The organism is Pedococcus cremeus, assembly GCF_900111375.1.
GTDB classification, from domain to species: domain Bacteria; phylum Actinomycetota; class Actinomycetes; order Actinomycetales; family Dermatophilaceae; genus Pedococcus_A; species Pedococcus_A cremeus.
Window position 1 is genome coordinate 1 of the sequence record NZ_FOHB01000002.1, and the last position, 26,213, is coordinate 26,213.

A 26,213-nucleotide genomic window follows, 5' to 3' on the forward strand; every position below is an offset into this window, starting at 1 on the left:
GTCGTGGCCCAGGTGAGGGCGCAGACGGGGGGCGACGTGGGCGTACACGGCAGCATCACCCTTGCCCAGTCCTTGCTGGCTCAGGGTCTGGTCGACGAGTTGTGTCTCGCCGTGGGTCGTGTCGTCGATCCGGTCGGCCCACGCCTGTTCGCGCAGGTGAATGATCTCCGTGAGCTGACTCTCGTCACCGCCACGCCGACTGCCAGCGGGAGCGTCTGGCTGAGGTACCGCATCAACGGGTGATGAACAGGAATGCACGTAGCGGCCCGTTTGAGCAACGCCTGGCGGCCCAGGTACGGGGCCCTTCACTGTTCGGCCCAGACCGGGACGCTCCGGCTCTCCCTGAGTTGTCGTACGGACGTCGAATGCTCGGCCCGACCGCGCGGATCCGCGAAGGACGCTGCGATGCTCAGGTCGACACACTGACGTGGGCCGCTCGGGGGATGTTCCGGAGGAAGTCGTGCACGTGGGCCCACAGCGCTTCCGTGGCGCGCGGGTCGAACTCGTCTGGCCGGGAGGCGTCGGTGAACAGGTGCCCGGACGCGACGTACTCGTGGAACTCGGCGTCCGCTCCGGATGCGCGCACCGCCGCGAGGAACTGGTCCACCCAGTCCTGGTTGCGGTTCGGGTCCGAGACGGCGTAGTGCAGCTGCACCGGCACCGTCGCCGGCCAGGCGTCGGCGCCGAGGAACCGCAGCGGCAGCGCACCGGAGAACAGCACCGCAGCCGCCACCTGGCGGTGCAGGGCGACGTGCTCGGCCATGCCGGCGCCGTTGGAGAAGCCGGCCACCACGAAGCCGTCCGGCAGGTCGGCCGTGGCGTCGAGAGCGGCCTGCATCAGCGCGGGGAAGCCCACCTCCTCCTGATAGGCGACCGCGGTGGCGTAGTCGTCGAACGACCGCCCGTCGTACTGGTCGATCACGAGCACTTCGTGCCCGCGTGCGCGCAGCCGCGCGGCGGCGTCATGCACGCCTGGTCGTACGCCGAGCACCGAGTGGAACAGCGCTATCGAGGCCATGTCTCTCCTCCTGACGACGGGACCGCTCCTGCGATCGGCCTACCAGTCGCAGCGGAAGGACGACCAGGGGCCTATGGCCCGACCGGCCCAGGGAGTGACAACTACACGTCCGCACATCGGCATGACAGGACGACTTCACGGTCCGGATTGGGCTAGCCCCGTCAAGCGAGGCGGCGTGTCTTCGTCGTGCCCTAACCCTGCCCAACGGAGAGCCAAAGAGGTGCCTTGGCGGTCACTTAGGGTGAGTGCATTTGAGCTCGCGCTGCGTAGGTGAGCCCAATTCCCAAGCTGGCACGGCAGCGTGGGCGGGTCAAGGGTTGTCGGGCGTGCGCGCTTCGGACGCGTGAATGAGTGCGCGCTTCCCCAGTGGTTGTCTCAGGTCGACGTACCCGTTGGCCTTGCGCATCACGGACTCGCAGTCACTGGCCCGCTTGACCACCCTGGTGGTTGCGGTGACGGTGACGGTATCGCTCGTCTCTTCGACCAAGATTCCGGCGCTCTCCGAGCACGGATCTCCGATCGAGTAGTTGATGAAGAGGCGCTGGCCATCGGCTGACATGCCGATGAGTGTCCATTCCGCGCTTCGCGTGCTCGCCGCCATCGCCGCTGCAATCGGCGCGGGCGGGATGGATCCGGTCACGGGGGTCGTGGCCGTCATCGGGTCTGGCGCGCCCGGTGGGATGGATGAGCAGGCGGACATAAGCACGGTCGCGGCGACGCCGCTAGTCACTAGAGCACCCTGTGGCGGCAATCGGAGGCGCGACTTCCTTCGCGGGTGCGGATCCACGTCCGTAGGCGCCGCATGGGAGACATGCCGTGATGGTGGCAGTCATTCCATGGCGGCGTGCAATGTCCCAGCAAGTCCCCAGATCGGGACGTCTGGTCGTGCGGCCGCCCGCGAGCAGCAAAGGTGAGTCACGTAGGACGGTCACCAACCGGAACACCGCGAGAGGTTCGTGGAGGCGGCGGCACGGTTTGGTCAGCATCCCAGGTCGGCCATACCTCGAGACAGGGACCGCACTGCTGTTACACATCCATGACACATGCCAACGCGAAACGGCGGCTGACGCTGCGAGAAGTCCAACGACGTTTTCGCAGGTCAGCCGCCGTTCAAGCGACAGTCAGCAGGTCCGACAGTCAGCAGGTCAGAGACCCGTGCTCGCTCAGATGTCGAAGTACATCTCGAACTCGTGCGGGTGCGGGCGGAAGCGGATCGGGTCGACCTCGTTCTTGCGCTTCCACTCGATCCAGGCCTCGATGAGGTCCTCGGTGAACACGTCACCCTGGAGCAGGAACTCGTGGTCGGCCTCGAGGGCGTCGAGCACCTCGGGAAGCGACCCGGGCACCTGCTGGATCGCGGCGTGCTCCTCGGGCGGCAGCTCGTAGAGGTCCTTGTCCACGGGCTCCGGGGGCTCGATGCGGTTCTTGATTCCGTCGAGGCCGGCCATGAGCTGGGCGGCGAAGCACAGGTACGGGTTGGACGACGGGTCCGGCACGCGGAACTCGATGCGCTTGGCCTTGGGGGAGCTGCCCGTGATCGGGATGCGCACGCAGGCGGAGCGGTTGCGGGCCGAGTAGACCAGGTTGACCGGGGCCTCGTAGCCGGGCACCAGGCGGTGGTAGCTGTTGACCGTCGGGTTGGTGAACGCGAGCAGCGCCGGCGCGTGCTTGAGCAGTCCACCGATGTACCAGCGGGCGAGGTCGGACAGGCCGCCATAGCCGCGCTCGTCGTAGAACAGCGGCTCGCCGTCCTTCCAGAGCGACTGGTGCGTGTGCATGCCCGAGCCGTTGTCACCGAAGATCGGCTTCGGCATGAAGGTCGCCGTCTTGCCGTAGTCCCACGCGGTGTTCTTGATGACGTACTTGAACTTCATGATGTCGTCGCCGGACTGCTGCAGGGTGTTGAACCTGTAGTTGATCTCCTGCTGGCCCGCGGTGCCCACCTCGTGGTGCGAGCGCTCGACCTCGAGGCCGACCTCGGCGAGGTTGAGGCACATCTTGTCGCGGATGTCGGCGAAGTGGTCGACCGGCGGCACCGGGAAGTAGCCGCCCTTGAACCGGGTCTTGTAACCGCGGTTGCCACCCTCCTCCTCGCGACCGCTGTTCCACGCGGCCTCGATGGAGTCGATGTAGTAGTAGCTGGCGTTGGCCTTGGTCTCGAAGCGCACGTCGTCGAAGACGTAGAACTCGGCCTCGGCGCCGAAGTAGGCCGTGTCGGCGATGCCCGTCGACTTCAGGTAGGCCTCGGCCTTGGACGCGATGTTGCGCGGGTCGCGGCTGTAGGCGTCGCCGGTGAAGGGGTCGACGATGGAGAAGTTCATGACGAGCGTCTTCTCCTTGCGGAACGGGTCGACGAACCCGGTGCGCACGTCGGGGACGAGCTTCATGTCCGACTCGTGGATCGCCTGGAAGCCACGGATCGAGGAGCCGTCGAACATCTGGCCGTTGGTGAAGAAGTCCTTGTCGACACTGTGGGCGGGCACGTTGAAGTGCTGCATCACGCCCGGCAGGTCGCAGAACCGGATATCGACGAACTTGACGTCCTCGTCCTTGATGAACGCGAGAACCTCGTCAGCGTTGCTGAACATCTAGCCTCCTGTGAAGGGGCGGCGGGAAGCCACCCGGTGCGTCGCGACCCACCGTAACGGCCGCGGGTTTCCCACCCATGACCCAAATGTTTCGCCGGTGTTACGGGAAGACCGTCCCACATTCTGGAACGTGGCGCCCACGAGGCGGAACGTCGCGCGGGAAGCGCGCTCACGCGGCATACCGGCGACTCGGCCGTGACCAGGCACGAACTAGGCTTTCACCGTGGTGGATCGCAAGGACGTCGGCTCGTGGCTCCAGGGCCCCGGCTCGCGCGCGCCCGAGGCAGCGGAGTACGCCGGGGAGCGCCTCGGCCTGCCGCGAGAGGGGTCCGGCTCGATCGGTCGGGTCGGGCGGCGCCTGCTCGGCGTCCTCGTCGACTGGACGCTGTGCACCTTCATCGCCTTCGGCCTCTTCCACGTGCCGCTGCCGTTCACGGCCACGGCCGGCTCGGGTGCCTGGATCACCCTGGTCATCTTCGGCGTCGAGAACCTGCTGCTGGTGGGCACGCTCGGCTACACCATCGGCCACCGGGTCGTGGGCCTGCGGGTCCGCAGCATCAACGGCCGGCCGCCGAGCCCGGTGCAGACGGTCGTGCGCACCGTGCTCCTCTGCCTGTTCCTGCCGGCGATGTTCTGGGACCGCGACGGCCGCGGCCTGCACGACAAGGCCGCCGGCACCGTGATCGTCCGACTCTGACGGACCACGCCCCGGTATGCCGCGTGGCCGGCACGGCGATGCGCCGTCAGTGACGGCGCACCACCTCCTGGATGCGGCGTGACGCGTCGGCGAGGATGTCGACGACCTCCCGGCCCTGCTCGGAGGTGAGGCCGTACTGCCGCCACGCGCGGCGGGCCTCCTCACGGAGCTCGGCCACCGCCGACTCCACCTCCTGGCGCACCGACGGCGCGGAGTTGTGCCACCCGTCGGAGCCACCGCCGGCGGGCGTCGCCGTGCTCCGGGCCCGACGGGCAGCCTCCTTCAGCTCCGTGCGCAGGTCGCTGCTCTGGCTGCTGACCCGCGAGCGGACCTCCTCGGCCAGGGCGCGCACCGAGTGGTCGAGGTCGGTCTCGAGCGCGGCGAGCTCCTCGGCGCGAGCGGCCACCTCGGCGCGACCTGCGTCGGTGATGCGGTAGACCGCCTTGCGGCCCTCCTCGGAACGCTCGACCAGCCCCTCCTCCTCGAGCTTGGCCAGCCGCGGGTAGACCGTGCCGGCGCTCGGCGTGTAGAGGCCGTTGAACCGCTGCTCGAGGTCCTGGATCACCTCGTAGCCGTGCCGCGGACCCTCGTTGAGCAGGGCCAGCAGGTAGAGGCGCAGCTGGCCGTGGGCGAAGACGGGGCTCATGGTCAGACCGCCTGCTCGTCGGCACCTGTGGAGCGCAGCAGCACGACGTTGCCGGAGACGGCGTTCGCCTTCAGCCGCAGGGCGCCGTCACCCTCCTTCAGCTGCCCACCGGCCGAGTGGGGCCCGCGGCGGAGCTGGCGGCCGTCGACGACCACCTGGCCGCTGGCCGAGCTGACCCGCACGTCGTAGCCGGCCAGCGGCGAGCGGACCGTGACGTCACCGGAGACCGACGACGAGGAGATGCTCGCGGCGCCGTTGAGCATGTCGAGCGCGATGTCGCCGCTGACGGTGTGGATCGTGACGTCGGGCAGGGTGCTCTGCTGCGCCGTGACCGACCCGGAGACCGAGTTGACCGAGAGGGGTCCGTCGAGCCGGCTGCACTCGACGGCGCCGCTCACGGTGTTGACCGAGGTCCGGCCGGAGACGTCGTCGAGGGTGAGCGACCCGGAGACGGTGTTGGTCTTGACCTCGGCGCGGACCCCGGCGACCAGGGCCTCGGCGCTGACCGTGCTGACGCTGGCCGTGGCGTCCTGCGGGATCGAGATGCTGACGACGACCCGGTTGCGGTCGATGCCGTCCACGACGGTCCGGCGGACCCGGTCGAGGATGCCGTTGTCGGTGTCGGGGCCGTGGCTGATCTTCAGGGTCGAGCCGTCCCAGCGCACCAGCACCGGATCGCCCTCCACCTCCGACACCTCGACCCGCGCGGTGGGGGAGTCGTCGTGGGTGACGACGTCGACCCGACCCCCGATGATGCCCACCTTGAGGTTGCGGACCTGCTCGCCGTCCTCGCCGATGTCGAGGACCCGGGGACCCTCAACCCGCCACTTCTCCGTCATGACCCGCTCCTGTTCCTGGTCTCTATCTCTTTGGTCCCGAGCTCGCCTCGGAAGAGTCGCGTTATATCGCGTTGGGAACACGTTATATCGCGAGTGTCGCGTCCGCAAGGGGTTGGCGGGCGAACCCGCCGGGCCCCGCAACGGCCGCCCCACGGGTCGGCGTTCGGGGGGTGGCTGGGAGACTGCCGGCATGTCGGCCCCCGCTCCGAAGATCGTCGTCGTCAACTCGCTCGCGTTCGCCGAGCACGACCCCGAGGCCCCGCTCGTGGTCCAGGCACTGGGTGACTCAGGCGTGCGCGCCGAGCTGCAGCACTGGGACGCCGACGTGTCGTGGGGCGGCTACGACCTCGTGGTGGTGCGTTCGCCCTGGGACTACTTCACCCGGCTCGACGAGTTCCTCACCTGGGTGGAGAAAGTCGCTGCGCAGACGCGGATCGTCAACCCCGCCAGTGTGATCCGGTGGAACTCGCACAAGGGCTACCTCGCCGAGATGGCGACGCAGGGCGTGCCGGTGCTGCCGACGCTCATGCTGGAACGTGGTTCCTCCGGTGCCGCCGAGCGGCTGGCCGCCTGCGGGTGGTCCGACGTGGTCGCCAAGCCCGCGGTCGACGGCGGGGCCCGCGAGACGCTGCGCACCGACCCCTGCTCGGCCGAGGCCGCTGCCCACGTCGAGCGCCTCGTGGCCGCTGGTGACGTCGTCGTGCAGCCCTTCGCCCCGCAGATCGAGGCGGGGGAGACCTCGCTGCTCTTCTTCGGCGGCGAGCTGTCCCACGCCGTGCGCAAGGTTCCGGCCGCCGGCGACTACCGCGTCCAGGCCCACCACGGCGGCACGGAGCACCCGCACGAGCCGACACCGGCCGAGCTGGAGACCGCGCGGCGTGCGATGGCGTGCGCCCCGGACCGGCTGACCTACGCCCGGGTCGACCTCGTCGACGTCGAGGGCGTGCCGACGCTGATGGAGCTCGAGGTCATCGAGCCCGACCTGTTCCTGCGCCTCGACGAGGAGGCGCTCGGGCGGTTCACGGTCGCGGTGCTGGCGGAGCTGCCCTGACCCGCGTCAGCGGCCGCGCATGGCCTTGCGGTCGACGCGGGCGCGCATCGGGTCCATGCCGGCGGGCACCGGCGGCCGCATGCCGCCGAGGGACTTCAGCCGCTTGTTGACGACCGAGGCCTCCTCCTTGGTGAGGACCGGCTTCATGCGGGTGAGCTTGTTCGAGAGCTTGCGCACCGGGACCTGGCCCTCGCCGGAGCCCACCTGCAGGAGGTGCAGCGGCACGCCGGGGGCGACGCGAGCGGTCTTCCTGCGCTCGGACTCGAGCAGCTTGGTCACCCGCCCCTGCGGGCCCTCGCCGACGAGGACGATGCCGGGGCGGCCGACCGCGCGGAAGACGAACGCCGCGCCGGCCATGTCCTCAGGCCGCGTGCCGCGGGCGCCCTCGAGGGCGACCGGCTGCTGCTCGTAGAACCAGCCGCGGCGCAGGGCCCCGAGCGCGGCCCCGGCGGCGCCGGGCTGGCCCTCGATGGCGCTGTAGGCGGCCCGCTCGGCCCGGCGGCTCATCGTGATGGTCGCGGCGAGCACCGCCAGCGGGATGCCGAGGATGAGGGCGTAGACCCAGTGGCCGACGAGGACGCCGATGCCGACGACGACCACGAGGACCGCGACGGCGGCGAGCAGCATCCACCAGCCGATGAGCCGGTCGACCTGGTGAGCCGCCGTGTACACCTGGCGGATCTGTCCGACGCGCCCCTGCTTCTTGGGCTCGGTCGACTGCTGCTTCTCCTTGCGCGCCATGCTGCTCAGGATACGGGGCGTCAGGCCCGCGCCACCAACGAGGCCGCCTCTTGGCGAGCGGGGCCGTCGGCCTTGGTCGCCAGGTGCTGCAGGTGGTCCGGGATCGCGCGGCCCCACTTGGCCATCGCCTGGGCGTAGAGGCGGCCGGCGCGGTAGGACGAACGGACCAGCGGACCGGCCATGACGCCCTTGAAGCCGATCTCCTCGGCCAGGTCGCTCCAGTGCACGAACTCCTCGGGCTTGACCCACCGGTCGATCGGGTGGTGCAGCTTCGAGGGGCGCAGGTACTGCGTGATCGTGAGGATGTCGCAGCCGGCGTCGTGCAGGTCGCGCATCGCCTGCTCGATCTCGTGGTCCTCCTCGCCCATGCCCAGGATGAGGTTCGACTTGGTGACCAGCTCGGCCTCGCGGGCCATCGAGAGCACCTTCAGCGACTTCTCGTACGTGAAGGCGGGCCGGATCTGCTTGAAGATGCGCGGCACGGTCTCGAGGTTGTGGGCGAACACCTCAGGCCGTGCGTCGAACACCTGCCCCACGAGCTCGGGCTTGGCGCCGAAGTCGGGCGGCAGGATCTCCACGCCGGTGGTCGGGTTCTGCCGGTGGATCTCGCGGATCGTCTCGGCGTAGAGCCAGGCGGCGCCGTCGGGCTGGTCGTCGCGGGCGACGCCGGTCACCGTCGCGTAGCGCAGGTCCATCTGGGCGATCGACTCGGCGACGCGGCGGGGCTCGTCGCGGTCGAGCGGCTGCGGCCGGCCGGTGGCGATGTCGCAGAAGTCGCAGCGGCGGGTGCAGACGTCACCACCGATGAGGAAGGTCGCCTCGCGGTCCTCCCAGCACTCGAAGATGTTGGGGCACCCGGCCTCCTGGCACACGGTGTGCAGGCCCTCACGCTTCACCATCGAGTGCAGCGAGGTGTACTCCGGCCCCATCTTGGCGGTGGTGCGGATCCACGACGGCTTCTTCTCGATCGGCGTCTCCGCGTTGCGCGCCTCGACACGCAGCAGACGGCGGCCCTCGGGTGCGACGGTCACGAAGACTCCCTTGCGAGCTCGGGTGGTGCCCCACGACCGGTATGCCGCGGCGGCACGAGAGTGCCCGGAGGTCACCGGGCGTCCACTCAAGGGTACGCCCGCGGCCAGTGCGGTATTCCCTGCGGTCCCGCCTGCGGCATACCGCCGCGGTGCTGGGGAGAGGGGTGGAACACGGCCGTGCCTCGTGGTGTTGTGGGGGCATGACCGACTCGCTCCGCCTGCAGTTCGGGATGGCCGAGCTGAACTTCGAGCAGCGGAACTACCGCCAGGCCGTGGCGATCCTCGAGGGCATCATCGAGGAGGCGCCGGGCAACGCGGAGGTGCGCACGCTGCTCGCGCGCTCGTACTTCCACGCCGCCATGCTGCGCAGCGCCGAGGAGCAGGCCCGCCTGCTGATCGAGCGCTCGCCCGTCGACGCCTACGCGCACATCATCCTCGGGCGCGCCCTGCAGCGGCAGAGCCGGCACGAAGAGGCGCGCGTCTACCTCCGGGTGGCGGCCGCGCTCACCGGCAACGACGACCTGCTGCCCTGACGGCTGCCTGACCGAGCCTCGGCAGGCGTCCCGTCAGCAGGGCTCGGCGGCGGGCTGGGCCACCGCGGGTGGGCTCGCCGACGTGGCCCGGGGTGCTCGGAACAGGGTGCGGCGGGCCAGGTCGACGGCCGGGCCCACCAGCAGCGCGGTCACGATCGTGCCGGGCCCGACGGCCGCGCCGAGCGCCCAGCCGGCCAGCGCGCCACCGACCTGCAGCACCGTGTAGCTCCACCGGAACGCCACCGGGGGGTCGAAGGCGAGCGCGGCCGCCTCGGCCGGCCCGGCGCCGGTCTCGGTGGCGAGGTAGCCGGCCACGCCGAGCGTGAGCAGCACGAAGGCGGCGGCCAGCTCGGCGAACCGCAGCCCGAGGGCGTCGGGCCGCGGCACCAGCGGCAGCAGCCAGCCGACGACCACGCCGACGACGACCGGCTGGACCAGGGTGCCGAGGCCGGGGCGCGTCCCGCGCGTCCAGGCCAGGGCGATGAGGGCGACCGCGATGGCGACGTTGACCACGGCGAAGGGGAGGCCGGTCGCGATGGTGAGACCGGAGACCAGGGAGCTGTAGCCGTCGGAGCCGAGGGCCGCTCCCAGCAGCAGGGCGACACCGGCCCCCAGGACGGCACAGGCGATCACGAGCTGCAGGACGCGACGGGTCACGCGACGTCCAACCCTGCCGTGGCCGGTGTTCTTCCCGTCAGGCGACGGTGAGCACCTCGGCGAGGTGCTTCTCGGCGTAGGGGAGCACGTCCTGCACCGTCACGCTGCGCCCGGCCTCTCGGCTGATGGAGCTGACCCCGGCGTCCTCGATGCCGCAGGCGATGATGTTGTCGGCCCACGAGAGGTCGGCGTCGCAGTTGAGCGCGAAGCCGTGCATCGTCACCTGGCGGCTGACGCGAACGCCGATGGCGCCGAGCTTGCGGTCCGGGCCGCGCTCGTCGGCGAGCACCCAGACGCCCGACCGGCCATCGACCCGGGTGGTCTCGACGTCGAACTCGCGACAGACCCGGATCATGACCTCCTCGAGCCGCCGCACGTGGGCCACGACGTCGATGGGCACACCCTGCAGCCGCACGATCGGGTAGCCGACGAGCTGGCCGGGGCCGTGCCAGGTGATCAGGCCGCCGCGGTCGACGTCGACCACCGGGGTGCCGTCGAAGGGCCGCTGGTGCGGCTCGGTGCGCTTGCCCGCGGTGTAGACCGCCTGGTGCTCGAGGAGCAGCACGGTGTCCTCGGCGCCCTCGACGACCGCCGCGTGGACCTCGCGCTGCCGGTCCCAGGCGGCCATGTAGTCGACGAAGTCGGGGGCGAAGCCGAGGTGCTCAAAGCGCATGCCGTCAGGGTACGCCCAGCCCCGGCCCCCCTCCGGGCCGGCCAATCCGCACCGGCGCGGTCGTCGAATGCCGTTCGACACCGCCCCTCTAGGGTGGTGCCCACGCGGCTGCAGACAACCGGCCGCGGACGATCGAGCTGGGGAGCCTGATGAGAACGCGGTGGTTCGTCCGTATCGGTGCACTGGTGCTGGTGCTGGTCTGGCTGGGCGTCGGTGGGGTCGGCGGCCCGCTCGTCGGCAAGCTCTCCGAGGTGCAGAAGAACGACAACGCGTCGTTCCTCCCGGAAACGGCCGAGTCCACTGAGGTGATGGACCAGGTCGCGCGGTTCAGTGAGAGCCGGTCGATCCCGTTCATCGTCGTCATGGACGCCGGCACGAAGGTGACCCCGGAGCAGCAGCGCGCCGCCGCGGCATACGTCCAGGGTCTTCCGCAGCTGAAGCTGCCCGCGCTCGGTGAGGGGAAGACGCTCGGTGACTACCTCACCGAGACGCCGAAGGTGGCCATCCCGAGCCAGGACGGGCAGGCACTGCTGCTCGTGGTGCCGCTCGACGAGCAGAAGGCCGCCGCGCCGGTCGGGGACACCACCGCCCTCTTCGAGGCCGCCGACCAGCTGCGCGCGGAGGCGAAGACGTCGCTGGCGCCAGCAGGGCTCAAGACCTACGTCACCGGCCCGGGAGGCATCACCGCCGACCTGGTCACCGCCTTCGGCGGGATCGACGGCATCCTCCTGCTCGTCGCGCTCGGCGTCGTCTTCGTCATCCTGCTGGTCGTCTACCGCAGCCCCATCCTGCCCATCGCGGTGCTCATCACGGCCATCTTCGGCCTGGCCCTCGCCGTGCTCGTGGTCTACCCGCTGGCCGACAACGGGGTCATCGGCCTGTCGGGGCAGTCGCAGGGCATCCTGTTCATCCTGGTCGTCGGCGCCGCGACCGACTACTCACTGCTGCTCGTCTCTCGGTACAAGGAGGAGCTGCACGACCAGGAGAGCACCTGGGAGGCCATGAAGCGGGCCTGGCGCGGCTCCGTGGAGCCCATCGTGGCGAGTGCCGCCACCGTGGTGCTCGGCCTGCTGTGCCTGCTGCTCTCCGACCTCGCCTCCACGTCCGGCCTCGGCCCCGTCGGCGCGCTCGGCATCGCCGGCGCCCTGGTGTCGGCGCTCACCTTCCTCCCCGCCGTCCTCCTGCTCTTCGGCCGCCGGATCTTCTGGCCGGCGGTGCCGCGCGTCGACCACGTGCACTCCGCGGCCAAGATCGGCACGCGCGGCCTGTGGGGCCGCGTCGCCGGCCTCGTGGGCACCCACCCCCGCCGCACGTGGGTGATCACCCTGGTCGCGCTCCTCGCTGCCGCAGCCTTCGTGCCGACGTTCAAGGCGCAGGGCATCAGCCAGGCCGACACCTTCCTCAACGAGGTCGAGTCCGTCACCGGGCAGGAGGTGCTCGCCAAGCACTTCCCGGCCGGCGCCGGCAGCCCCGTGCAGGTGGTCGTCCCCGAGGCCAAGGCCCAGCAGGTCGTCGACCTGCTCGCCAAGGAGAAGGGCGTCAACGATCCGTATGCCGGCGCGGCACCGGGCGCGCCGCCCAAGGTCGTGGACGGCAAGGTCCTCGTGCAGGCCACGCTCACCGCGGCGGCCGACAGCCCCCAGGCCGACGACGTCGTGCGCCGGCTCCGGACCGACCTCGACCAGGTCGGCACCGACGTGCTGGTCGGTGGGCAGACCGCGATGAACCTCGACGTCCGCGACGCCAGCGACCGCGACGTGCGCGTCATCATCCCGACGATCCTGCTGGTCGTCTTCCTCGTGCTCACCGTGCTGCTCAGGTCGCTGGTCGCACCACTGCTCCTGGTGGCCGCCAACGTCGTCTCCTTCGCCGCGACGCTGGGCATCTCGGCGCTGGTCTTCAACCACGTCTTCGGGTTCCCCGGCGCCGACCCCTCCACGCCGCTCTACGGCTTCGTGTTCCTGGTCGCCCTGGGCATCGACTACTCGATCTTCCTCATGACCCGGGTGAGGGAGGAGTCGGGGCGCGTCGGCACGCGGCGCGGCATCCTCGTCGGCCTGGCCGTCACAGGCGGCGTCATCACCAGCGCGGGCATCGTGCTGGCCGCGACCTTCTCCGCGCTCGCGATCCTGCCGCTGCTGTTCCTCGCGCAGATCGCGTTCATCGTCGCCTTCGGTGTGCTGCTCGACACCCTGGTCGTGCGGTCGCTGCTGGTGCCGGCGCTGGCCTACGACATCGGCCCGCGCATCTGGTGGCCGAGCCGGCTGGCCCGCGAGGAGCTCGCGGCCGGGGCCCCGGGGCCACCCCCGGCGCCGGAGGCAGCGGCCGCCTCTAGGGTCGACGCATGACGACACGGGTTGGACTGGCGGGCTACGGCATGGCAGGGCGCACGATCCACGCGCCCCTGCTCAAGGAGGCCGGCCTCGAGGTCGTCGCGGTGTCGACGTCCAACCCGGAGCGGCAGGCGGCCGTCGAGCAGGATCACCCGGGCGCCACGGTGGTCTCCGACCTCGACGGCCTGCTCGCGGTGGAGGGACTCGACCTCGTCGTGCTGGCCACGCCGAGCGGCGACCACGCGGCTCACGCGCTGACGGTCATCGAGGCCGGGCTGCCCGTCGTCGTCGACAAGCCGCTGGCGGTCGACTCCGACTCTGCGCTCGAGGTCGTCGACGCCGCCGAGCAGGCGGGGGTGCCGCTCACGGTGTTCCAGAACCGTCGCTACGACGCCGAGCACGCCACGCTCGCCGAGGTGGTGCGGTCGGGGACGATCGGTGAGGTCTACCGCGCCGAGCTGCGCTGGGAGCGCTGGCGTCCCGTGCCGAAGGAACGCTGGCGCGAGCAGGCCGACCCGGCCGAGGGCGGCGGCATCCTGCTCGACCTGCACTCCCACCTCGTCGACGCCGCCGTGCAGCTCTTCGGCGAGGTCGAGACTGTCTACGCCGAGGTGCACGCCCGCACCACCCACGCGGAGGACGACGCCTTCCTCGCGTGCCGGCACACCTCGGGGGTGGTCAGCCACCTCGGGGCGACCTCGGTCTCCGCGGCTCCCGGGCCGCGCGTCCGGGTGCTCGGCAGCCGAGGAGCGTTCCTGCTCAACCAGTTCGAGGCCGAGCCCAACATCTTCTCCGACCTGCGCGACGACGACGGCTGCGCCGGCTGGGTCTACCGCGGCGACGAGCGCCAGCCGGTGGTCCGCCAGCAGTCGCACCAGGCGGACTTCTACCGGGCGGTGGCACAGGCGCTCACGAGCGAGGACCCGGTCGGCAACATGCCGGTCGACCCCCGCGACGCGGTGCACACCGCCGCCGTCATCGACGCCGCCCGGGTCAGCGCCGAGGGTCGCCGGGTGGTCGACGTCATCACGCCGGGGGAGCGGATCTAGCAGCGCCGCCCGCGGGGTTGGTGCGTCGGAGTCGGCATGCCAGAGCGGGCGGGTGACCGTTGGCGCGTCAGATCCGGCGGGGCTCGAGCCGCTCCTCGACGGCGGTGTCGCCGTCGCGGGTGACGACGTAGGCGCCCTTGCCGTCCTGCTCGGTGACCGCCTCCACCAGCTCGGTGCCGTGGTAGACGAGGCCGACCCCGTCATCGGTGCAGTGGGTCGTGGGCAGCGTGCCGTCGGCGACCAGCCGGTGCACCAGCGGGCGACGACGCTCCTCGCTGTCGTAGTGCACGCCGTTGCCGTAGGGCAGCAGCGCCAGCCCGTTGGTGACCGCGCGCAGCTCGGGCCCGAAGGAGTCGGTCGTGCCACCCAGGAACCAGCAGATGGAGCCGGCCGACACCCCGGCCAGCACCACTCCGGCCTCCCACACCCGCCGGAACACCGGCCGCAGGTCGTGCACGTCCCAGACCGCGAGCAGGTTCGCCACCGAGCCGCCGTTGACCCAGACGACGTCCTGGTCGAGCAGATGGCCCTCGATGTCGTCCAGGTTCGGCATCGGGAACAGGTTGAGGTTGGTCAGCGACCAACCGGCGTGGCGCGCCGCCTCCTGCATGTGGTCGTTGAAGTACCGCTGGTCGCCCGAGGCCGTGCCGAGGTGGGTCACGCGCGGGGTCGACCGACCCGTGCCGGAGAGCTCCACCGCGTGGTGCAGGAGGGCGTTGAACTCGAGCTGGATGCGCTCGCCGTAGCGGTAGCCACCGGACGTCGCGAGGATGGTCGGCTGTGATGCGGGCATGCGCCCGAGCGTAGGACCCGAGGTGGGAGCCCCGGACCGGGCCACCGGCGCCCCTGTGGAGAACTCGGCGGCGCAGGCCGCGGTTCTCGGCAGGGTTGGCCCATGGAGGCCACACCCATGACGAACCGGGTGCCCGCGGTGCCCGGCTACGACCTGCACGAACGGCTGGGCGCCGGGGCCAGCAGCGTCGTGTGGCGCGCGACGCGTCGCACCGACGGGGCCGAGGTCGCGGTGAAGCTGGTGACCACCTGGGGCGAGGGCGACTGCGCGGTGCGCGAGGTCGAGGTGCTGCGCAGCCTCCCAGCTGAGGGCCTGGTGCGGGTGCACGAGGCCTTCTCGCTGCCCGACGACCCCAGCCGGGTGGCCGTGGTGCTCGACCTCGTGTCAGGCGGCTCGCTCGGGGCCCTGCTCGCGGCGCGCGGGCACCTGACCGCAGGGGAGGCGGTGACGCTCGTGACGCCGGTCGCCCGGACCCTGGGGACGCTGCACGCCGCCGGTGTGGTGCACGCCGACGTCTCACCGGGCAACGTCCTCCTCGAGCGCAGTGGCAGGCCCCTGCTCGCCGACCTCGGCGTGGCGCGGCTCGTGGGGGAGGCGCCCGGCGAGGTGGTCGGCACGCCGGGCTTCACCGCTCCCGAGGTCGAGGCGGGGGAGCAACCCACCTCGGCCTCCGACGTGTATGCCGTGGGCGCCGTGGCGTGGGCGTGCGTCACCGGGGGGCCGCCGGCGCCCCTCGGGATCCGGCGACCTCTGGCGGAGCTCGTGCCGGCGCTGCCGTCGGCCTGGGCCGAGGTCGTGACGCAGTGCCTGTCGTCGCAGCCGTCCGAGCGCCCCTCCGCCGCGGAGGTGGCCCTGCGGCTGTTCGACGCGGCACCGTGCGAACCACTGCGGCTGGTGGTCGGCGACGACGAGGTCTCGCTGATCACCCACCGGCTGAGGTCCGCTGCCCCGACCGTGCACGAGGTCGCCGGCGAACCCGTGCGGTCACCGGAGCGGTGGGTCGCTCGGCTCCGCTGGCGCAGCCGGCCGGCCGGTCGCCGTGGGCAGCCGTCTCGGGTGCGGCTGGCGCCCCTGGGGGCAGCCGGCGGCCTCCTCCTGGTGGCGGCCCTCGTGCTCGCCGGCCGGGCTGCGGGATGGCGCGAACGGGCGCAGGCGGCCGAGCCGGTGAGCCGCCCCGCCGCGACCCGGTCGGTGCCGCCCACGCCGCCCGCCGCCATGTCGCCCACCGCGACGGTGGCGCCCGCCACGCCGCCCACCGCCGCACAGGACCGGCAGTCGCCACGCAGCCGTCCGGCAGACCTGGTCCAGGCCCTCGCCGATGTGCGGTCCGAGGTGCTCGTCTCGGGGGACGACCGCGGCCTGGCCCGGCTCGACGTGCCGGACTCGGCGGCCTGGCGCGCCGACGCGGCCCTGCTGCGCGAGCTCCGGTCTCGCGGGGAACGCTACGAGGACCTGCGCTTCCGCGTCAGGTCCGCCGACCTGCTCTCGTCGGCCGGTGAGCGGGCGGCCCTGCGGTGCCGGGTCGACACCTCCGCGCACGACGTGGTGGGCAGGGACGGTGCCACGAGAGCCACGAGAGCCGCGAGAGCCGCGAGAGCCACGAGAGCCACGAGCAGGCCGGCGGAGCGGGGGGCGCCGCTGGTCCTGAACCTGCGCTGGTCCGACGGCCGGTGGCGCATCGAAAGCATCGCGACGGCCTGAGCCGGGCGGTCACGCGTGGGCGAGCAGCCAGGAGATGGCCTTCGGCAGGGTGTCCTGCTCGTACTCGAAGCCACACTCGAGCAGCCGGGTGGGCACGACCCGCTGGCTGCCGAGGATGTCGTTGGCGAACTCGCCGAGGTAGAGCCGCAGTCCCATGCCGGGGGCCGGCAGCAGGGAGGGACGGTGCAGCTGCCGGGCGAGCTCGGCGGCGATGTCCTTCTGGCGAGCGGGTGCCGGGCCCACCACGTTGACCGGTCCCGAGACCTCGGGCCGGTCGACCAGGAAGGCCAGCGCCCGCACGGTGTCGTGCAGGGTGATCCACGGCCAGAACTGGCGCCCCGAGCCGAGGGGGCCGGCGAGGCCGAGCTGGGCCAGCCGCAGGAGCGGCCCCATGGCGCCGGCGCCCGGCGCCAGCACGATGCCGGTGCGCGGGTGCACCACCGACAGGCCCGCCGCCCGGGCCGGCTCCGCCGCGGCCTCCCAGGCCCGGACCACCTCGGCCAGGAAGCCGTGGCCGCTCTGCGAGTCCTCGGTGAGCACCTCGTCGCCGCGGTCGCTGCCGTAGATGCCGACCGCCGACTGGCTCACCAGCCGGATCGGGTGGTCGGCCTCGGCGAGGGCCGTGGCCAGGGTGTGGGTGCCGTCGACGCGCGAGGCGAAGATCTCCTGCTTCCGGCTGGGCGTCCAGCGCTCCTCGCCGACGTTGGCGCCCGCCAGGTGCACCACCGCGTCCACGCCCGAGAGGGCCGCCGCCTCCAGCTGCCGGTTGCTCGGGTCCCAGGAGATCTCGGCGGAGGTACGGGCCGGGCGGCGCACGACGTGCACCACCTCGTCGCCGCGGGCGCTCAGGAACGCCGACAGCGCGCTGCCGATCATTCCGGAGGCCCCGGTGATGGCAACGCGCTGCGGCATGGCGGCTCCTGACTAGAGGCCGAGTGAGGCCTCGAAGGCCCCCTCTTCCAGGCGGTGCTTCATGGTGCTGAGGAAGCGGGCCGCGTCGGCACCGTCGACGATGCGGTGGTCGTAGGACAGTGCCAGGTAGGCCATCGAGCGGATCGCGATCGTCTCGCCACCATCGACGTCGGTCACCACGACCGGTCGCTTGACGACCGCGCCGGTGCCGAGGATGCCGACCTGCGGCTGGTTGATGATCGGGGTGTCGAACAGGGCGCCACGGCTGCCGGTGTTGGTCAGCGTGAACGTCCCGCCCGCGAGCTCGTCAGGCGTGATCTTGTTGTTGCGCGTCCGGTCCGCCAGGTCGGCGATGCCGCGGGCGAGACCTGCGATGTTGAGGTCGCCGGCGTTCTTGATCACCGGCACGAGCAGGCCGCGCTCGGTGTCGACGGCGACACCGAGGTTCTCCTGGCCGTGGTAGGTGATCTCGTCGCCCTCGACGCTGGCGTTGACCATCGGGTACGCCTTGAGCGCCTCGACAGCGGCCAGGGCGAAGAACGGCAGGAAGCTGAGCTTGACGCCCTCACGGCGCTCGAACTCACCCTTGGCCCGGGCCCGCAGCCGCGCGATCTTGGTGACGTCGACCTCGACCACGGTGGTGAGCTGCGCCGACACCTGCAGCGACTCGACCATGCGCTGGGCGATCACCTTGCGCAGGCGCGACATCTTCTCGGTGGTGCCGCGCTTCGGCGAGGCGGCCGGCACGGTGGCCGGTGCCCCAGCGGGAGCCGCGGCCGGGGCCGGTGCGGCGGCAGCCGGCTGGGCTGCAGGCTGCGCAGCCTCCTGCGCCGCCTTGGCGGCGTCGAGGACGTCCTGCTTGCGGATGCGTCCGCCGACACCGGTGCCCTTGAGGGAGGAGAGGTCGACGTTGTTCTCGGCTGCGAGCTTGCGGACCAGCGGGGTCACATAGGCCGAGGCGTCCTCGCCACCCTGGGCCGGGGCCGGGGCCTGCGCGGGAGCAGGAGCCTGCGCGGGAGCAGGAGCCTGCGCGGGAGCAGGAGCCTGCGCGGGAGCAGGAGCCTGCGCGGGAGCAGGAGCCTGCGCAGGAGCCGGAGCTGCCTGCGGGGCCTGCGGTGCGGGGGCCTCCGCCTGGCGGGCCGCCTGCTGCTGGGCCGCCTCCTCCTGCGGTGCCGGCTGCTCGGCCTGGGGCTCGGTGCGGGTCTCCTCCTGCGGTGCGGCGGCCGCACCCGCGGCGGACCCGCCGATGACGGCGAGGTCGGCGCCGACCGGCACGGTGTCGTCCTCGGCCACGAGGATCCTGGTCAGGGTGCCCGCGACCGGCGAGGGGATCTCGGTGTCGACCTTGTCGGTGGAGACCTCGAGCAGCGGCTCGTCGACGGCGACCTCGTCGCCCTCGGCCTTGAGCCAGCGGGTCACGGTGCCCTCGGTGACGGACTCGCCGAGCGCCGGCATCTTCACGGTCTCGCCCTGGCCGCCACCCTGCTGGCCGCCCTGGTCGCCGGACGGCTGCTGCGGCTGCTCCTGCTGTGCCTGCGCGTGCTCCGGCTCGGAGGTGGCGGGCTGCTCGGGCTGCTCGGTCGAGGGCGCCTCGGCGGCCGGGGCCTCCTGGGCCTGCGGCTCGGCGGCCGGCTCCTGCTCGCCTCCGCCCTGCTCGCCCGACGGCGCGGAGCCGTCACCGATGACCGCGAGGTCGGCGCCGACGGGAACCGTGTCGTCCTCGGCCACGAGGATCTCCTGGAGGACGCCGGCCACCGGCGAGGGGATCTCGGTGTCGACCTTGTCGGTCGAGACCTCGAGCAGCGGCTCGTCGACTGCCACGGTGTCGCCGACGTTCTTCAGCCAGCGCGTCACGGTGCCTTCGGTGACCGACTCACCCAGGGCCGGCATGGTCACGCGTTCAGACATGGGCTCAAATCTCCTTGTAGTTCTTCGCTGGCTGCGGTTCTTCGACAGTCTTCGGGGTCAGTGATGTCAGGTCGGAGGTCGTCAGGTGGGGGGACGTCACGCGTGCACGTGGAGCGGCTTGCCGGCCAGGGCCATGTGCGCCTCTCCCAGCGCCTCGTTCTGGGTCGGGTGGGCGTGCACCAGGCTCGCGACGTCGGAGGGAAGGGCCTCCCAGTTGTAGATCAGCTGGGCCTCGCCGACCTGCTCGCCCATCCGCGCGCCGATCATGTGGACGCCGACGACCGGGCCGTCCTTCTCGCGGACGAGCTTGACGAAGCCCTGCGTCTGCAGGATCTGCGACTTGCCGTTGCCGCCGAGGCCGTACTCGAACACCTCGACGTCGCCGTACTTCTCGCGGGCCTGGGTCTCGGTGAGCCCGACCGACGCGATCTCCGGGTCGCAGTAGGTGACGCGCGGGATGCCGAGGTCGTCGACCGGCGCGGGCGCGAGCCCGGCGATCTCCTCGGCGACGAAGATGCCCTGGGCGAAGCCGCGGTGGGCGAGCTGGAGGCCGGGCACGATGTCGCCGACCGCGAACACCCCGGGCACGCCGGTGCGGCAGCGATCGTCGGTGACGACGTAGCCGCGGTCGAGCCGGACGCCGGCCTCCTCGTACCCGAGCCCGTCGGTGACCGGTCCGCGGCCGACGGCGACGAGCAGGAGGTCGGTCTCGATCGTCTCGCCGCCCTCGAGCGACACGGTGACCGTGTCGCCGTTCTGGGTGGCGCCCTCGAAGCGCACGCCCGTCCGGAAGGCGATCTTGCGCTTGCGGAAGCTGCGCTCGAGCTGCTTGGACACCGACTCGTCCTCGGCCGCCACGAGGCGGGGGAGCGCCTCGACGATGGTGACTTCGGAGCCGAAGCTCTTGAAGACGGAGGCGAACTCGACGCCGATGACGCCGCCGCCGAGGACGACGACGCGTGGCGGGACGAAGTCGAGCTCGAGCGCCTGCTCGCTCGTCATGATGCGGCCGGAGACCTCCAGGCCGGGGAGCGACTTGGCGTAGGAGCCGGTGGCCAGCACGACGTTGCGCCCGGTGAGCCGGCGGCCGCCGACCTCGACGGTGTCGGGCGCCACGAGGCGGCCCTCGCCCTCGACGTACTCGATGGACTTGCCCTTCACGAGGCTCTGCAGGCCCTTGTGCAGCCGGCTGACGACGCCGTCCTTGTAACGGTGCACACCGCTCATGTCGACGGACTCGAAGGTCGACTTCACGCCGAACTTCTCGCCCTCACGGGCGCTGTCGGCGACCTCGGCGGCGTGCAGCAGCGCCTTGGTGGGAATGCAGCCCTGGTGGAGGCAGGTGCCGCCGAGCTTCGACTTCTCGACGAGGGCGACGCTGAGGCCGAGCTCTGCTCCGCGGAGCGCGCATGCGTAGCCGCCGCTGCCGCCTCCGAGGATCACGATGTCGAAGGTCTTCTCGGCGTCAGCCGACATACGTCTCGCTCCTAGCGTCTTTCGCGTGAACGGGCCGCCGGCCGCCCACCCGGCAGGTCGTGCCGCGGCGCAAACCGACTTGGGTGCATCTTGTCACTCTTTGCTCTCGCAGGCGCAAGCAGGTCCCACCTCGGACGCGCCGCCCGTCGCGTGCTCGGCTGCGCCAGGTCGCGTGCTCGTACGAGGCGGGACACGACAGGTGGCGACACCGCGCGAAACACAGTCTCGCCACAGGGCCCCCACCTAAGGTGGTGACATGGCGTGGTGGAGACGCGGCCGCGGGAGGCGGCTGGGCAGGGGGCCCTCGGACGGACCGAACATGTCCGTCGACCGCGACGCGGTGCGCAGTCACCTGGCGCAGTTCGTCGCGAGCCGCAGGGGGGTGGAGGCCTACGTCGAGCCGCCCACCAACGTCACGGCCACCACCGTCATCCTCATCGCGCACGACGGCGAGTGGACCCGGCGTGCGGCCGGGAGCCGGCAGGCCGCCTTCGACCTCGCGCGCAGCCTCGGCGTGCCGGTCTACGACGTGAACCAGACCGGCTACCCCAACCGGATGCGCGAGTGGAACTCGCGCCAGCGCCGCAAGGCCTGAGCTGCCAGCACCCCACGGGGTGAGCCGCCGGCGCCGCGAGGCACGACGCGGCATACAGTCAAAAGGTGTGGCCGCAAGGCTGCTCGCGGTGCAAGGCTGGCCGCACCACCACCGAACGAACGGGAGTGACCATGGCGAACACGTCGAAGGGGTCCGACAAGGGCTCCGGCCGCGCGGGCGCGGACGAGGACCTCAAGAAGAAGTTCCGTGAGGCGCTCGAGCGCAAGCACGCGCACGGCGGGCGTGACGTCTCCGACGGCCACGACCGCTCGAAGGTCGGCCACGAGCAGGGCGCGGCGACGAACGCCACGCAGCAGATGTTCCGCCGCAAGAGCGGCTAGAGGCAGGCGCGCCGCGGGGCCCCGTTCGACTCGAACGGGGCCCCGCGTGCGTCTCGGCGGCGTCGACCCGGGATGGTCGTCGCGAGCGGTCAGCCGGCGTAGCCCTCGGCCAGCGACAGCAGCGTCGCCACGCCGAAACCGGTGCCGCCCTTGGGGGTGTGCCCCCACGCGCCGCCCTCGTTGAACGACGGTCCCGCGATGTCGATGTGCGCCCACGGCAGGCCCTCGCCGACGAACTGCTTGAGGAACAGGCCCGCGGTCAGCATGCCGCCCCAGCGCTCGCCCTTGTGGGCGAGGTCGGCGACGGTCGAGTCGAGCTGCGGGCGCAGGTCGTCGGGCAGCGGCATGGGCCAGGCGGCCTCGCCGGCGCGCTGCGCGGCGTCACGCACGGTGTCGCGGAAGGCGTCGTCGTTGGCCATGATGCCGGCGACACGCGCGCCGAGGGCGACCATCTGCGCGCCCGTGAGGGTGGCGATGTCGACGATGGCGTCCGGCGTGGACTCGCCCGCGAGGCAGATGCCGTCGCCGAGCACCATGCGGCCCTCGGCGTCGGTGTCGATGATCTCGACGGTGGTGCCGTCGCGCATGGTGACCACGTCGCCCGGACGCTGGGCGGTGCCACTCGGCATGTTCTCGGCGAGGCAGAGGTAGCCGGTCACGGCCACGGGGAGGCCGAGCTCGGCGGCGGCGAAGACGGTCGCGGCCACCGCTGCGGCGCCGGCCATGTCGGACTTCATGGTCAGCATGCTGGCCGGCGGCTTGATGCACAGGCCACCGGAGTCGAAGGTGATGCCCTTGCCGACCAGGGCCAGCGAGGCCTTGGCTCGGGCGGGCTTCCACGACAGCTCGACGATGCGCGGCGGGTTGGCCGAGCCCTGGCCGACGCCGACGATGCCGCCGAAACCGCCCTTGAGGAGCGCCTTCTCGTCGAGCACCTTCACGGCCACCTTGGCCGACGCGGCGCCGGCGCGCTCCTTCACCGAGTCGGCGAAGGACTGCGGGAAGAGCAGGTTGGGCGGGGTGTTCACCAGTTCGCGGGCGTACGCCGTGGCGTCGGCCAGCACGGCGGCGCGCTTCGCGGCGGCCTTCACCGCCTTGTCCTTCGCGGTGCCCGTGACGACGGTGACGGTGCCGGGGGCGGCGGCCTTGTCCTTGCCGGCGTCCTTGCCACCCTTGGCGGTCCTGCCGGCGGACCCCCCGCGCACTCCGGCATACCGGTAGCAGCCCAGCGCGGCCCCCTCGGCGACCGCGGCCACCTCGTCGGCGCCGGTGCCCGGCAGGGCGACGGCGACCGTGCCCACGCCGGACAGTGCCCGCGTGGCGGCGCCGGCCGCCCGGCGCAGCGCCTCGGTGGACGGGCCGTCGGTGACCTCGCCGAGGCCGGTCAGCACGACCAGCGGCGCCTTCACGCCGGGCACGGCGGCGAGCTTGAGCACCTCGTCGGCCTTGCCCTTCGCCGACAGCGTGGCCAGCGCGGAGGTCAGGTGGTTCGCGGTCTCGGGGGGCAGGCCGTGGCCGTCGGCGAGCGCGGCGGACCCGCCGGAGGAGACGGTGGCGAGGACGAGCGCGTCGGCCCTGACGTCGTGGGCCGAGCGGTCGGAGAGGTTCACAGTGGTCACGGGGTGCGTGGTCCTTCGCGGTCGGGAGAGGGTCTCGGGTGGGGGCGACTGGCCCTCGCAGGATAGCCACGCCGGGCCGGGGCGGCCGGTGACGGTACGGTTCGGCCCATGAGCAACGGTGCCCTGAAGACGTCCCCCCTGCACGAGAAGCACGTGGCGCTCGGCGCCAAGATGGCCGACTTCGGCGGCTGGGAGATGCCCATCGAGTACCCCGGTGGCGGCGTGGTCGCCGAGCACACGGCGGTGCGCACCGCCGTCGGCGTCTTCGACGTCTCGCACCTGGGCAAGGCGAGCGTCCGCGGCCCGGGCGCCAAGGACTTCGTCAACGCCTGCCTGGCCAACGACCTGAACCGCATCGAGCCGGGGAAGGCGCAGTACACGTTGTGCTGCAACGACTCCGGCGGCGTGGTCGACGACCTCATCGCCTACCTGCGCAGCGACGACGACGTCTTCCTCATCCCCAACGCGGCCAACACCGGTGAGGTCGTCGAGCTGCTGAAGGCGGCTGCGCCCGAGGGCATCGAGGTCGAGAACCTCCACGAGGGCTACGGCGTCCTCGCCGTTCAGGGCCCGCAGAGCGACGAGGTCCTCGAGGCGCTCGGGCTGCCGTCCGGCCACGACTACATGTCGTTCGTCGAGACGCAGTGGCAGGGCCACCCCTTGATCGTCTGCCGCACCGGCTACACCGGCGAGCGCGGCTACGAGCTCGTGCCGGCCTGGGACGTCGCCGCCGACCTGTGGGACGCGCTGATCGAGGCGGCCCGCGCGCAGGGCGGCCTGCCCTGTGGCCTCGGGGCCCGCGACACCCTGCGCACCGAGATGGGCTATGCGCTGCACGGTCACGAGCTCAGCACCGAGATCACGCCCGTGCAGGCCCGCGTCGGCTGGGCGGTCGGCTGGAAGAAGGACACCTTCTGGGGCAGGGACGCCCTCGTCGCCGAGAAGGCGGCCGGGCCCTCACGCGTCGCCTGGGGCCTGGTCGTCACCGGCCGCGGCATCCCGCGCTCGCACTGCGCGGTGCGCTCGGCGTCGGGCGAGGCGCTGGGCGAGGTCACCTCGGGCACCTTCTCCCCGACGCTGAAGCAGGGCATCGCGCTCGCCCTGCTGGCGCCCACGGTGGCCGAGGGCGACGAGGTGGTCATCGACGTCCGTGGCCGCGACGTGGCGGCCGTGGTGAAGCGCCCGCCCTTCGTCGAGGTGGGCGTGCGCGAGTCCTGAGCCCTGCTGCCCGACGACCGGGTATGCCGCGTCGCCGGCCCGCGGGCCGGCGCACCGTCGTCCCCCTGTCGGCTGTCGGTGGTGCCTCCTAGCGTGGGGACATGCGCTTCGGTTTCGTGGTCCCGTACGCCGACACCCGCGAGTTCACCGAGCTGGCGGCGCTGGGGGAGCAGCGCGGCTGGGACGGCATCTTCACCTGGGAGGCGGTCTTCGGCGTCGACGCCTGGGTGACCCTGGGCGCGGCGGCGATGGTCACCGAGCGGATCCGCCTGGGCACCCTGCTCACGCCCGTGCCGCGCTGGAAGCCGTGGGACCTCGCCTCCCGCGTCGGCACCGTCGACCGCCTGTCGCGGGGTCGGGCCGTCGTGGGCGCGGGGCTCGGCGCCCTGCACGAGGGGTGGACCGCCTTCGAGGCCGACGAGGGGCGGAGGGTGCGGGCGGAGAAGCTCGACGAGGCGCTGGCCGTCTACGACGGGCTGATGCGTGGGCAGCCGTTCGCCTTCGACGGCAAGCACTGGTCGGCCAGGCCGACCGACTTCCTGCTGCCCCCACCACCGGTGCAGCAGCCGAGGCCGCCCGTGTGGGTGGTCGGTGCCTTCGTGCCGGGCCGTGAGCGCCAGCCCTCGCTGGAGCGGGCGGCGCGCTGGGACGGGCTCCTGCCCTTCGTCGTCGACCGGTCGCAGCCCGAGCCGGGGTCGAACTACGACCTCGACTCGTTCGCCGAGGTGGTGCGCCGCGTCCGGGAGCAACGCGAACGGCTGGACCTGCCGTGGGAGGGCTACGACGTGGTGGTCGAGGGTGACTCCAGCGGCGAGTTCGCCCAGCTCGAGGGAACACCGTCGGACTGGGAGCAGGCCGGGGGCACCTGGTGGGTCGAGAGCTGGTGGGGTGTGCCGCAGGGGCCAGAGGGGCTGGCCGAGGTGCGTCGCCGGGTCGAGCAGGGGCCGCCCGGCTAGAGCGAGACGAGCAGGGCAGCGGTGACGAGGCCCGTCGTCAGTGCCACCTCGATCCCGGCACCGAGCACGTCACCGGTGACCCCGCCCAACCGGTGGCGGCAGCGACGGACGAGCAGGTGTGCCGCCACCAGGCCCGCGACGAGCACGGCCAGCACGCCGACCACCGCCACAGGAAGGTCCGGCCGCGAGCCGCCCTGTGCTGCAACGCCGTTCGCGGCCGCCTGCGCCACCACGGCCAAGGCCACGGAGCAGACGCCGACCGCGGCGGCCGTCAGGCCGAGCGCCGCTCGCCCCACGCTCCCGGCGACGAGCGCGCCGAGGCCCGTGTCCTGCGCCGCGGGCACCCCACGGCGACAGGCCCAGGCCACCGAGTGTCGCGAGGCCAGCCACGCCGCCACGGCCAGGGCCGTGCCCCAGGTGGAGGGGAGCAGTGCGGCGAGTGAGGTGGCCTGGAGCAGCAGGGCCAGCACGACGGCCGCGACGCCCGAGGGCCCGGTGTCCGAGGCCTTCATGGCCCGCAGCGACGACGCGGCGTCGTAGCCGGCGGAGAGCCCGTCGGCCGTGTCGGCGAGGCCGTCGAGGTGCATGGCGCGGCTGAGCAGGGCGCCCGCGGTGAGGACCACCACCGCCAGCACCAGGGGAGGGGCTCCGGCCGTGACCACCGCGTGCGCCACCACCAGCAGCACGAGCAGCGGCGCGCTCGTGACCGGAGCCAGCAGCACCGCCCGCGCCGCAGAGCGCCGGTCGACGTGGGGGAGCCGACCGACCGGCACGGCGGTGAGCAGCCCGAAGGCGAGCCGCAGCGCGTTCACGCCGCGTCCATTCGTGCGTTCACCGG

The 26,213-nt window shown here is 72.2% G+C and carries 26 protein-coding genes; 11 read left to right on the plus strand and 15 right to left on the minus strand.

Annotated features, from left to right (window positions below; all coding sequences use genetic code 11):
- Positions 1 to 243: dihydrofolate reductase family protein (locus tag BMW78_RS03625; RefSeq protein WP_177180257.1), on the plus strand; the 243-nt coding region annotated here is incomplete at its 5' end.
- 166 nt (positions 244 to 409) lie between these two features.
- Here BMW78_RS03625 and BMW78_RS03630 read toward each other — a convergent pair.
- The 3 genes from BMW78_RS03630 to glnA all read right to left on the minus strand — a co-directional run bounded on the left by BMW78_RS03630 (position 410) and on the right by glnA (position 3,606).
- Positions 410 to 1,018: a dienelactone hydrolase family protein gene (locus BMW78_RS03630; RefSeq protein ID WP_091756581.1), complete on the minus strand. Its 609-nt coding sequence runs from the start codon at positions 1,016 to 1,018 to the stop codon at positions 410 to 412.
- A 310-nt stretch (positions 1,019 to 1,328) separates the two neighbouring features.
- A complete protein-coding gene (locus BMW78_RS03635) occupies positions 1,329 to 1,658 on the minus strand; it encodes a hypothetical protein (protein ID WP_218144214.1) in 330 nt (109 codons plus the stop codon).
- Between the two features lie 523 nt (positions 1,659 to 2,181).
- Complete coding sequence (glnA, locus tag BMW78_RS03640; protein WP_091756585.1) at positions 2,182 to 3,606, minus strand: type I glutamate--ammonia ligase; 1,425 nt, start codon at positions 3,604 to 3,606, stop codon at positions 2,182 to 2,184.
- 223 nt (positions 3,607 to 3,829) lie between these two features.
- Here glnA and BMW78_RS03645 point away from each other — a divergent pair, with 223 nt between their 5' ends.
- Positions 3,830 to 4,303, plus strand: a complete 474-nt coding sequence (locus BMW78_RS03645; protein ID WP_091756587.1) for an RDD family protein — start codon at positions 3,830 to 3,832, stop codon at positions 4,301 to 4,303.
- A 46-nt stretch (positions 4,304 to 4,349) separates the two neighbouring features.
- Here the strand turns inward: BMW78_RS03645 and BMW78_RS03650 are convergent, their stop codons facing one another.
- Positions 4,350 to 4,949, minus strand: a complete 600-nt coding sequence (locus BMW78_RS03650; RefSeq protein ID WP_091756589.1) for a PadR family transcriptional regulator — start codon at positions 4,947 to 4,949, stop codon at positions 4,350 to 4,352.
- 2 nt (positions 4,950 to 4,951) lie between these two features.
- Positions 4,952 to 5,788 (minus strand): DUF4097 family beta strand repeat-containing protein, encoded by an 837-nt coding sequence (locus BMW78_RS03655; RefSeq protein ID WP_177180258.1) that lies wholly within the window; start codon positions 5,786 to 5,788, stop codon positions 4,952 to 4,954.
- A 190-nt stretch (positions 5,789 to 5,978) separates the two neighbouring features.
- Between BMW78_RS03655 and BMW78_RS03660 the strand changes: the two genes are divergently transcribed.
- Positions 5,979 to 6,839 carry an ATP-grasp domain-containing protein gene (locus BMW78_RS03660; RefSeq protein WP_091756592.1) on the plus strand — a complete coding sequence of 287 codons (861 nt, stop codon included), beginning with the start codon at positions 5,979 to 5,981 and terminating at the stop codon, positions 6,837 to 6,839.
- Between the two features lie 6 nt (positions 6,840 to 6,845).
- Here the strand turns inward: BMW78_RS03660 and BMW78_RS03665 are convergent, their stop codons facing one another.
- Positions 6,846 to 7,580: a DUF4191 domain-containing protein gene (locus tag BMW78_RS03665; RefSeq protein WP_091756594.1), complete on the minus strand. Its 735-nt coding sequence runs from the start codon at positions 7,578 to 7,580 to the stop codon at positions 6,846 to 6,848.
- A 20-nt stretch (positions 7,581 to 7,600) separates the two neighbouring features.
- Complete coding sequence (gene lipA, locus BMW78_RS03670) at positions 7,601 to 8,611, minus strand: lipoyl synthase (RefSeq protein WP_091756596.1); 1,011 nt, start codon at positions 8,609 to 8,611, stop codon at positions 7,601 to 7,603.
- Between the two features lie 200 nt (positions 8,612 to 8,811).
- On the opposite strand from lipA, the gene BMW78_RS03675 reads away from it, so the two are divergent.
- A complete protein-coding gene (locus tag BMW78_RS03675; protein WP_091756597.1) occupies positions 8,812 to 9,144 on the plus strand; it encodes a tetratricopeptide repeat protein in 333 nt (110 codons plus the stop codon).
- A gap of 33 nt (positions 9,145 to 9,177) precedes the next feature.
- On the opposite strand, the gene BMW78_RS03680 is transcribed toward BMW78_RS03675, so the two are convergent.
- Positions 9,178 to 9,801, minus strand: coding sequence for a DUF6198 family protein (locus BMW78_RS03680; RefSeq protein ID WP_091756599.1), 624 nt, complete (start codon positions 9,799 to 9,801; stop codon positions 9,178 to 9,180).
- Positions 9,802 to 9,838: 37 nt separating this feature from the next.
- Positions 9,839 to 10,474 carry a lipoyl(octanoyl) transferase LipB gene (gene lipB / locus BMW78_RS03685; protein ID WP_091756601.1) on the minus strand — a complete coding sequence of 212 codons (636 nt, stop codon included), beginning with the start codon at positions 10,472 to 10,474 and terminating at the stop codon, positions 9,839 to 9,841.
- A gap of 149 nt (positions 10,475 to 10,623) precedes the next feature.
- Between lipB and BMW78_RS03690 the strand changes: the two genes are divergently transcribed.
- Positions 10,624 to 12,822 (plus strand): MMPL family transporter, encoded by a 2,199-nt coding sequence (locus tag BMW78_RS03690; RefSeq protein ID WP_091756603.1) that lies wholly within the window; start codon positions 10,624 to 10,626, stop codon positions 12,820 to 12,822.
- Positions 12,819 to 13,856 (plus strand): Gfo/Idh/MocA family protein, encoded by a 1,038-nt coding sequence (locus BMW78_RS03695; RefSeq protein ID WP_091756605.1) that lies wholly within the window; start codon positions 12,819 to 12,821, stop codon positions 13,854 to 13,856. The genes BMW78_RS03690 and BMW78_RS03695 overlap by 4 nt, the downstream gene beginning before the upstream one ends.
- 67 nt (positions 13,857 to 13,923) lie before the next feature.
- Here BMW78_RS03695 and BMW78_RS03700 read toward each other — a convergent pair whose 3' ends face one another.
- Positions 13,924 to 14,649, minus strand: coding sequence for a Type 1 glutamine amidotransferase-like domain-containing protein (locus BMW78_RS03700; protein WP_091756606.1), 726 nt, complete (start codon positions 14,647 to 14,649; stop codon positions 13,924 to 13,926).
- Between the two features lie 102 nt (positions 14,650 to 14,751).
- On the opposite strand from BMW78_RS03700, the gene BMW78_RS03705 reads away from it, so the two are divergent.
- On the plus strand, positions 14,752 to 16,350 hold the full coding sequence (locus BMW78_RS03705) for a serine/threonine-protein kinase (protein WP_091756608.1): 1,599 nt from the start codon (positions 14,752 to 14,754) through the stop codon (positions 16,348 to 16,350).
- Between the two features lie 9 nt (positions 16,351 to 16,359).
- Here BMW78_RS03705 and BMW78_RS03710 read toward each other — a convergent pair whose 3' ends face one another.
- The 3 genes from BMW78_RS03710 to lpdA form a co-directional block, all read right to left on the minus strand.
- The gene (locus BMW78_RS03710; protein WP_091756610.1) at positions 16,360 to 17,262 is read right to left on the minus strand and encodes a TIGR01777 family oxidoreductase; all 903 of its coding nucleotides are present in this window, start codon (positions 17,260 to 17,262) and stop codon (positions 16,360 to 16,362) included.
- A gap of 12 nt (positions 17,263 to 17,274) precedes the next feature.
- Entirely contained in the window at positions 17,275 to 19,170 is a 1,896-nt protein-coding gene (sucB, locus tag BMW78_RS03715) for a 2-oxoglutarate dehydrogenase, E2 component, dihydrolipoamide succinyltransferase (RefSeq protein ID WP_091756612.1), read from the minus strand.
- A gap of 96 nt (positions 19,171 to 19,266) precedes the next feature.
- Positions 19,267 to 20,646, minus strand: a complete 1,380-nt coding sequence (gene lpdA, locus BMW78_RS03720; RefSeq protein ID WP_091756615.1) for a dihydrolipoyl dehydrogenase — start codon at positions 20,644 to 20,646, stop codon at positions 19,267 to 19,269.
- A gap of 319 nt (positions 20,647 to 20,965) precedes the next feature.
- Between lpdA and BMW78_RS03725 the strand changes: the two genes are divergently transcribed.
- Positions 20,966 to 21,241 (plus strand): hypothetical protein, encoded by a 276-nt coding sequence (locus BMW78_RS03725; RefSeq protein ID WP_342707698.1) that lies wholly within the window; start codon positions 20,966 to 20,968, stop codon positions 21,239 to 21,241.
- A 131-nt stretch (positions 21,242 to 21,372) separates the two neighbouring features.
- Positions 21,373 to 21,582 (plus strand): DUF5302 domain-containing protein, encoded by a 210-nt coding sequence (locus BMW78_RS03730; RefSeq protein WP_091757350.1) that lies wholly within the window; start codon positions 21,373 to 21,375, stop codon positions 21,580 to 21,582.
- Positions 21,583 to 21,671: 89 nt separating this feature from the next.
- Here BMW78_RS03730 and BMW78_RS03735 read toward each other — a convergent pair whose 3' ends face one another.
- Positions 21,672 to 23,201, minus strand: a complete 1,530-nt coding sequence (locus BMW78_RS03735) for a leucyl aminopeptidase (RefSeq protein WP_091756619.1) — start codon at positions 23,199 to 23,201, stop codon at positions 21,672 to 21,674.
- 108 nt (positions 23,202 to 23,309) lie between these two features.
- Here BMW78_RS03735 and gcvT point away from each other — a divergent pair, with 108 nt between their 5' ends.
- A complete protein-coding gene (gene gcvT, locus BMW78_RS03740) occupies positions 23,310 to 24,419 on the plus strand; it encodes a glycine cleavage system aminomethyltransferase GcvT (RefSeq protein ID WP_091756621.1) in 1,110 nt (369 codons plus the stop codon).
- A gap of 101 nt (positions 24,420 to 24,520) precedes the next feature.
- Positions 24,521 to 25,375: an LLM class flavin-dependent oxidoreductase gene (locus BMW78_RS03745; RefSeq protein ID WP_091756623.1), complete on the plus strand. Its 855-nt coding sequence runs from the start codon at positions 24,521 to 24,523 to the stop codon at positions 25,373 to 25,375.
- Here the strand turns inward: BMW78_RS03745 and BMW78_RS03750 are convergent.
- Positions 25,372 to 26,187 carry an adenosylcobinamide-GDP ribazoletransferase gene (locus BMW78_RS03750; RefSeq protein ID WP_218144215.1) on the minus strand — a complete coding sequence of 272 codons (816 nt, stop codon included), beginning with the start codon at positions 26,185 to 26,187 and terminating at the stop codon, positions 25,372 to 25,374. The two genes, BMW78_RS03745 and BMW78_RS03750, sit on opposite strands and share 4 nt — an antisense overlap.
- Positions 26,188 to 26,213: the final 26 nt, after the last annotated feature.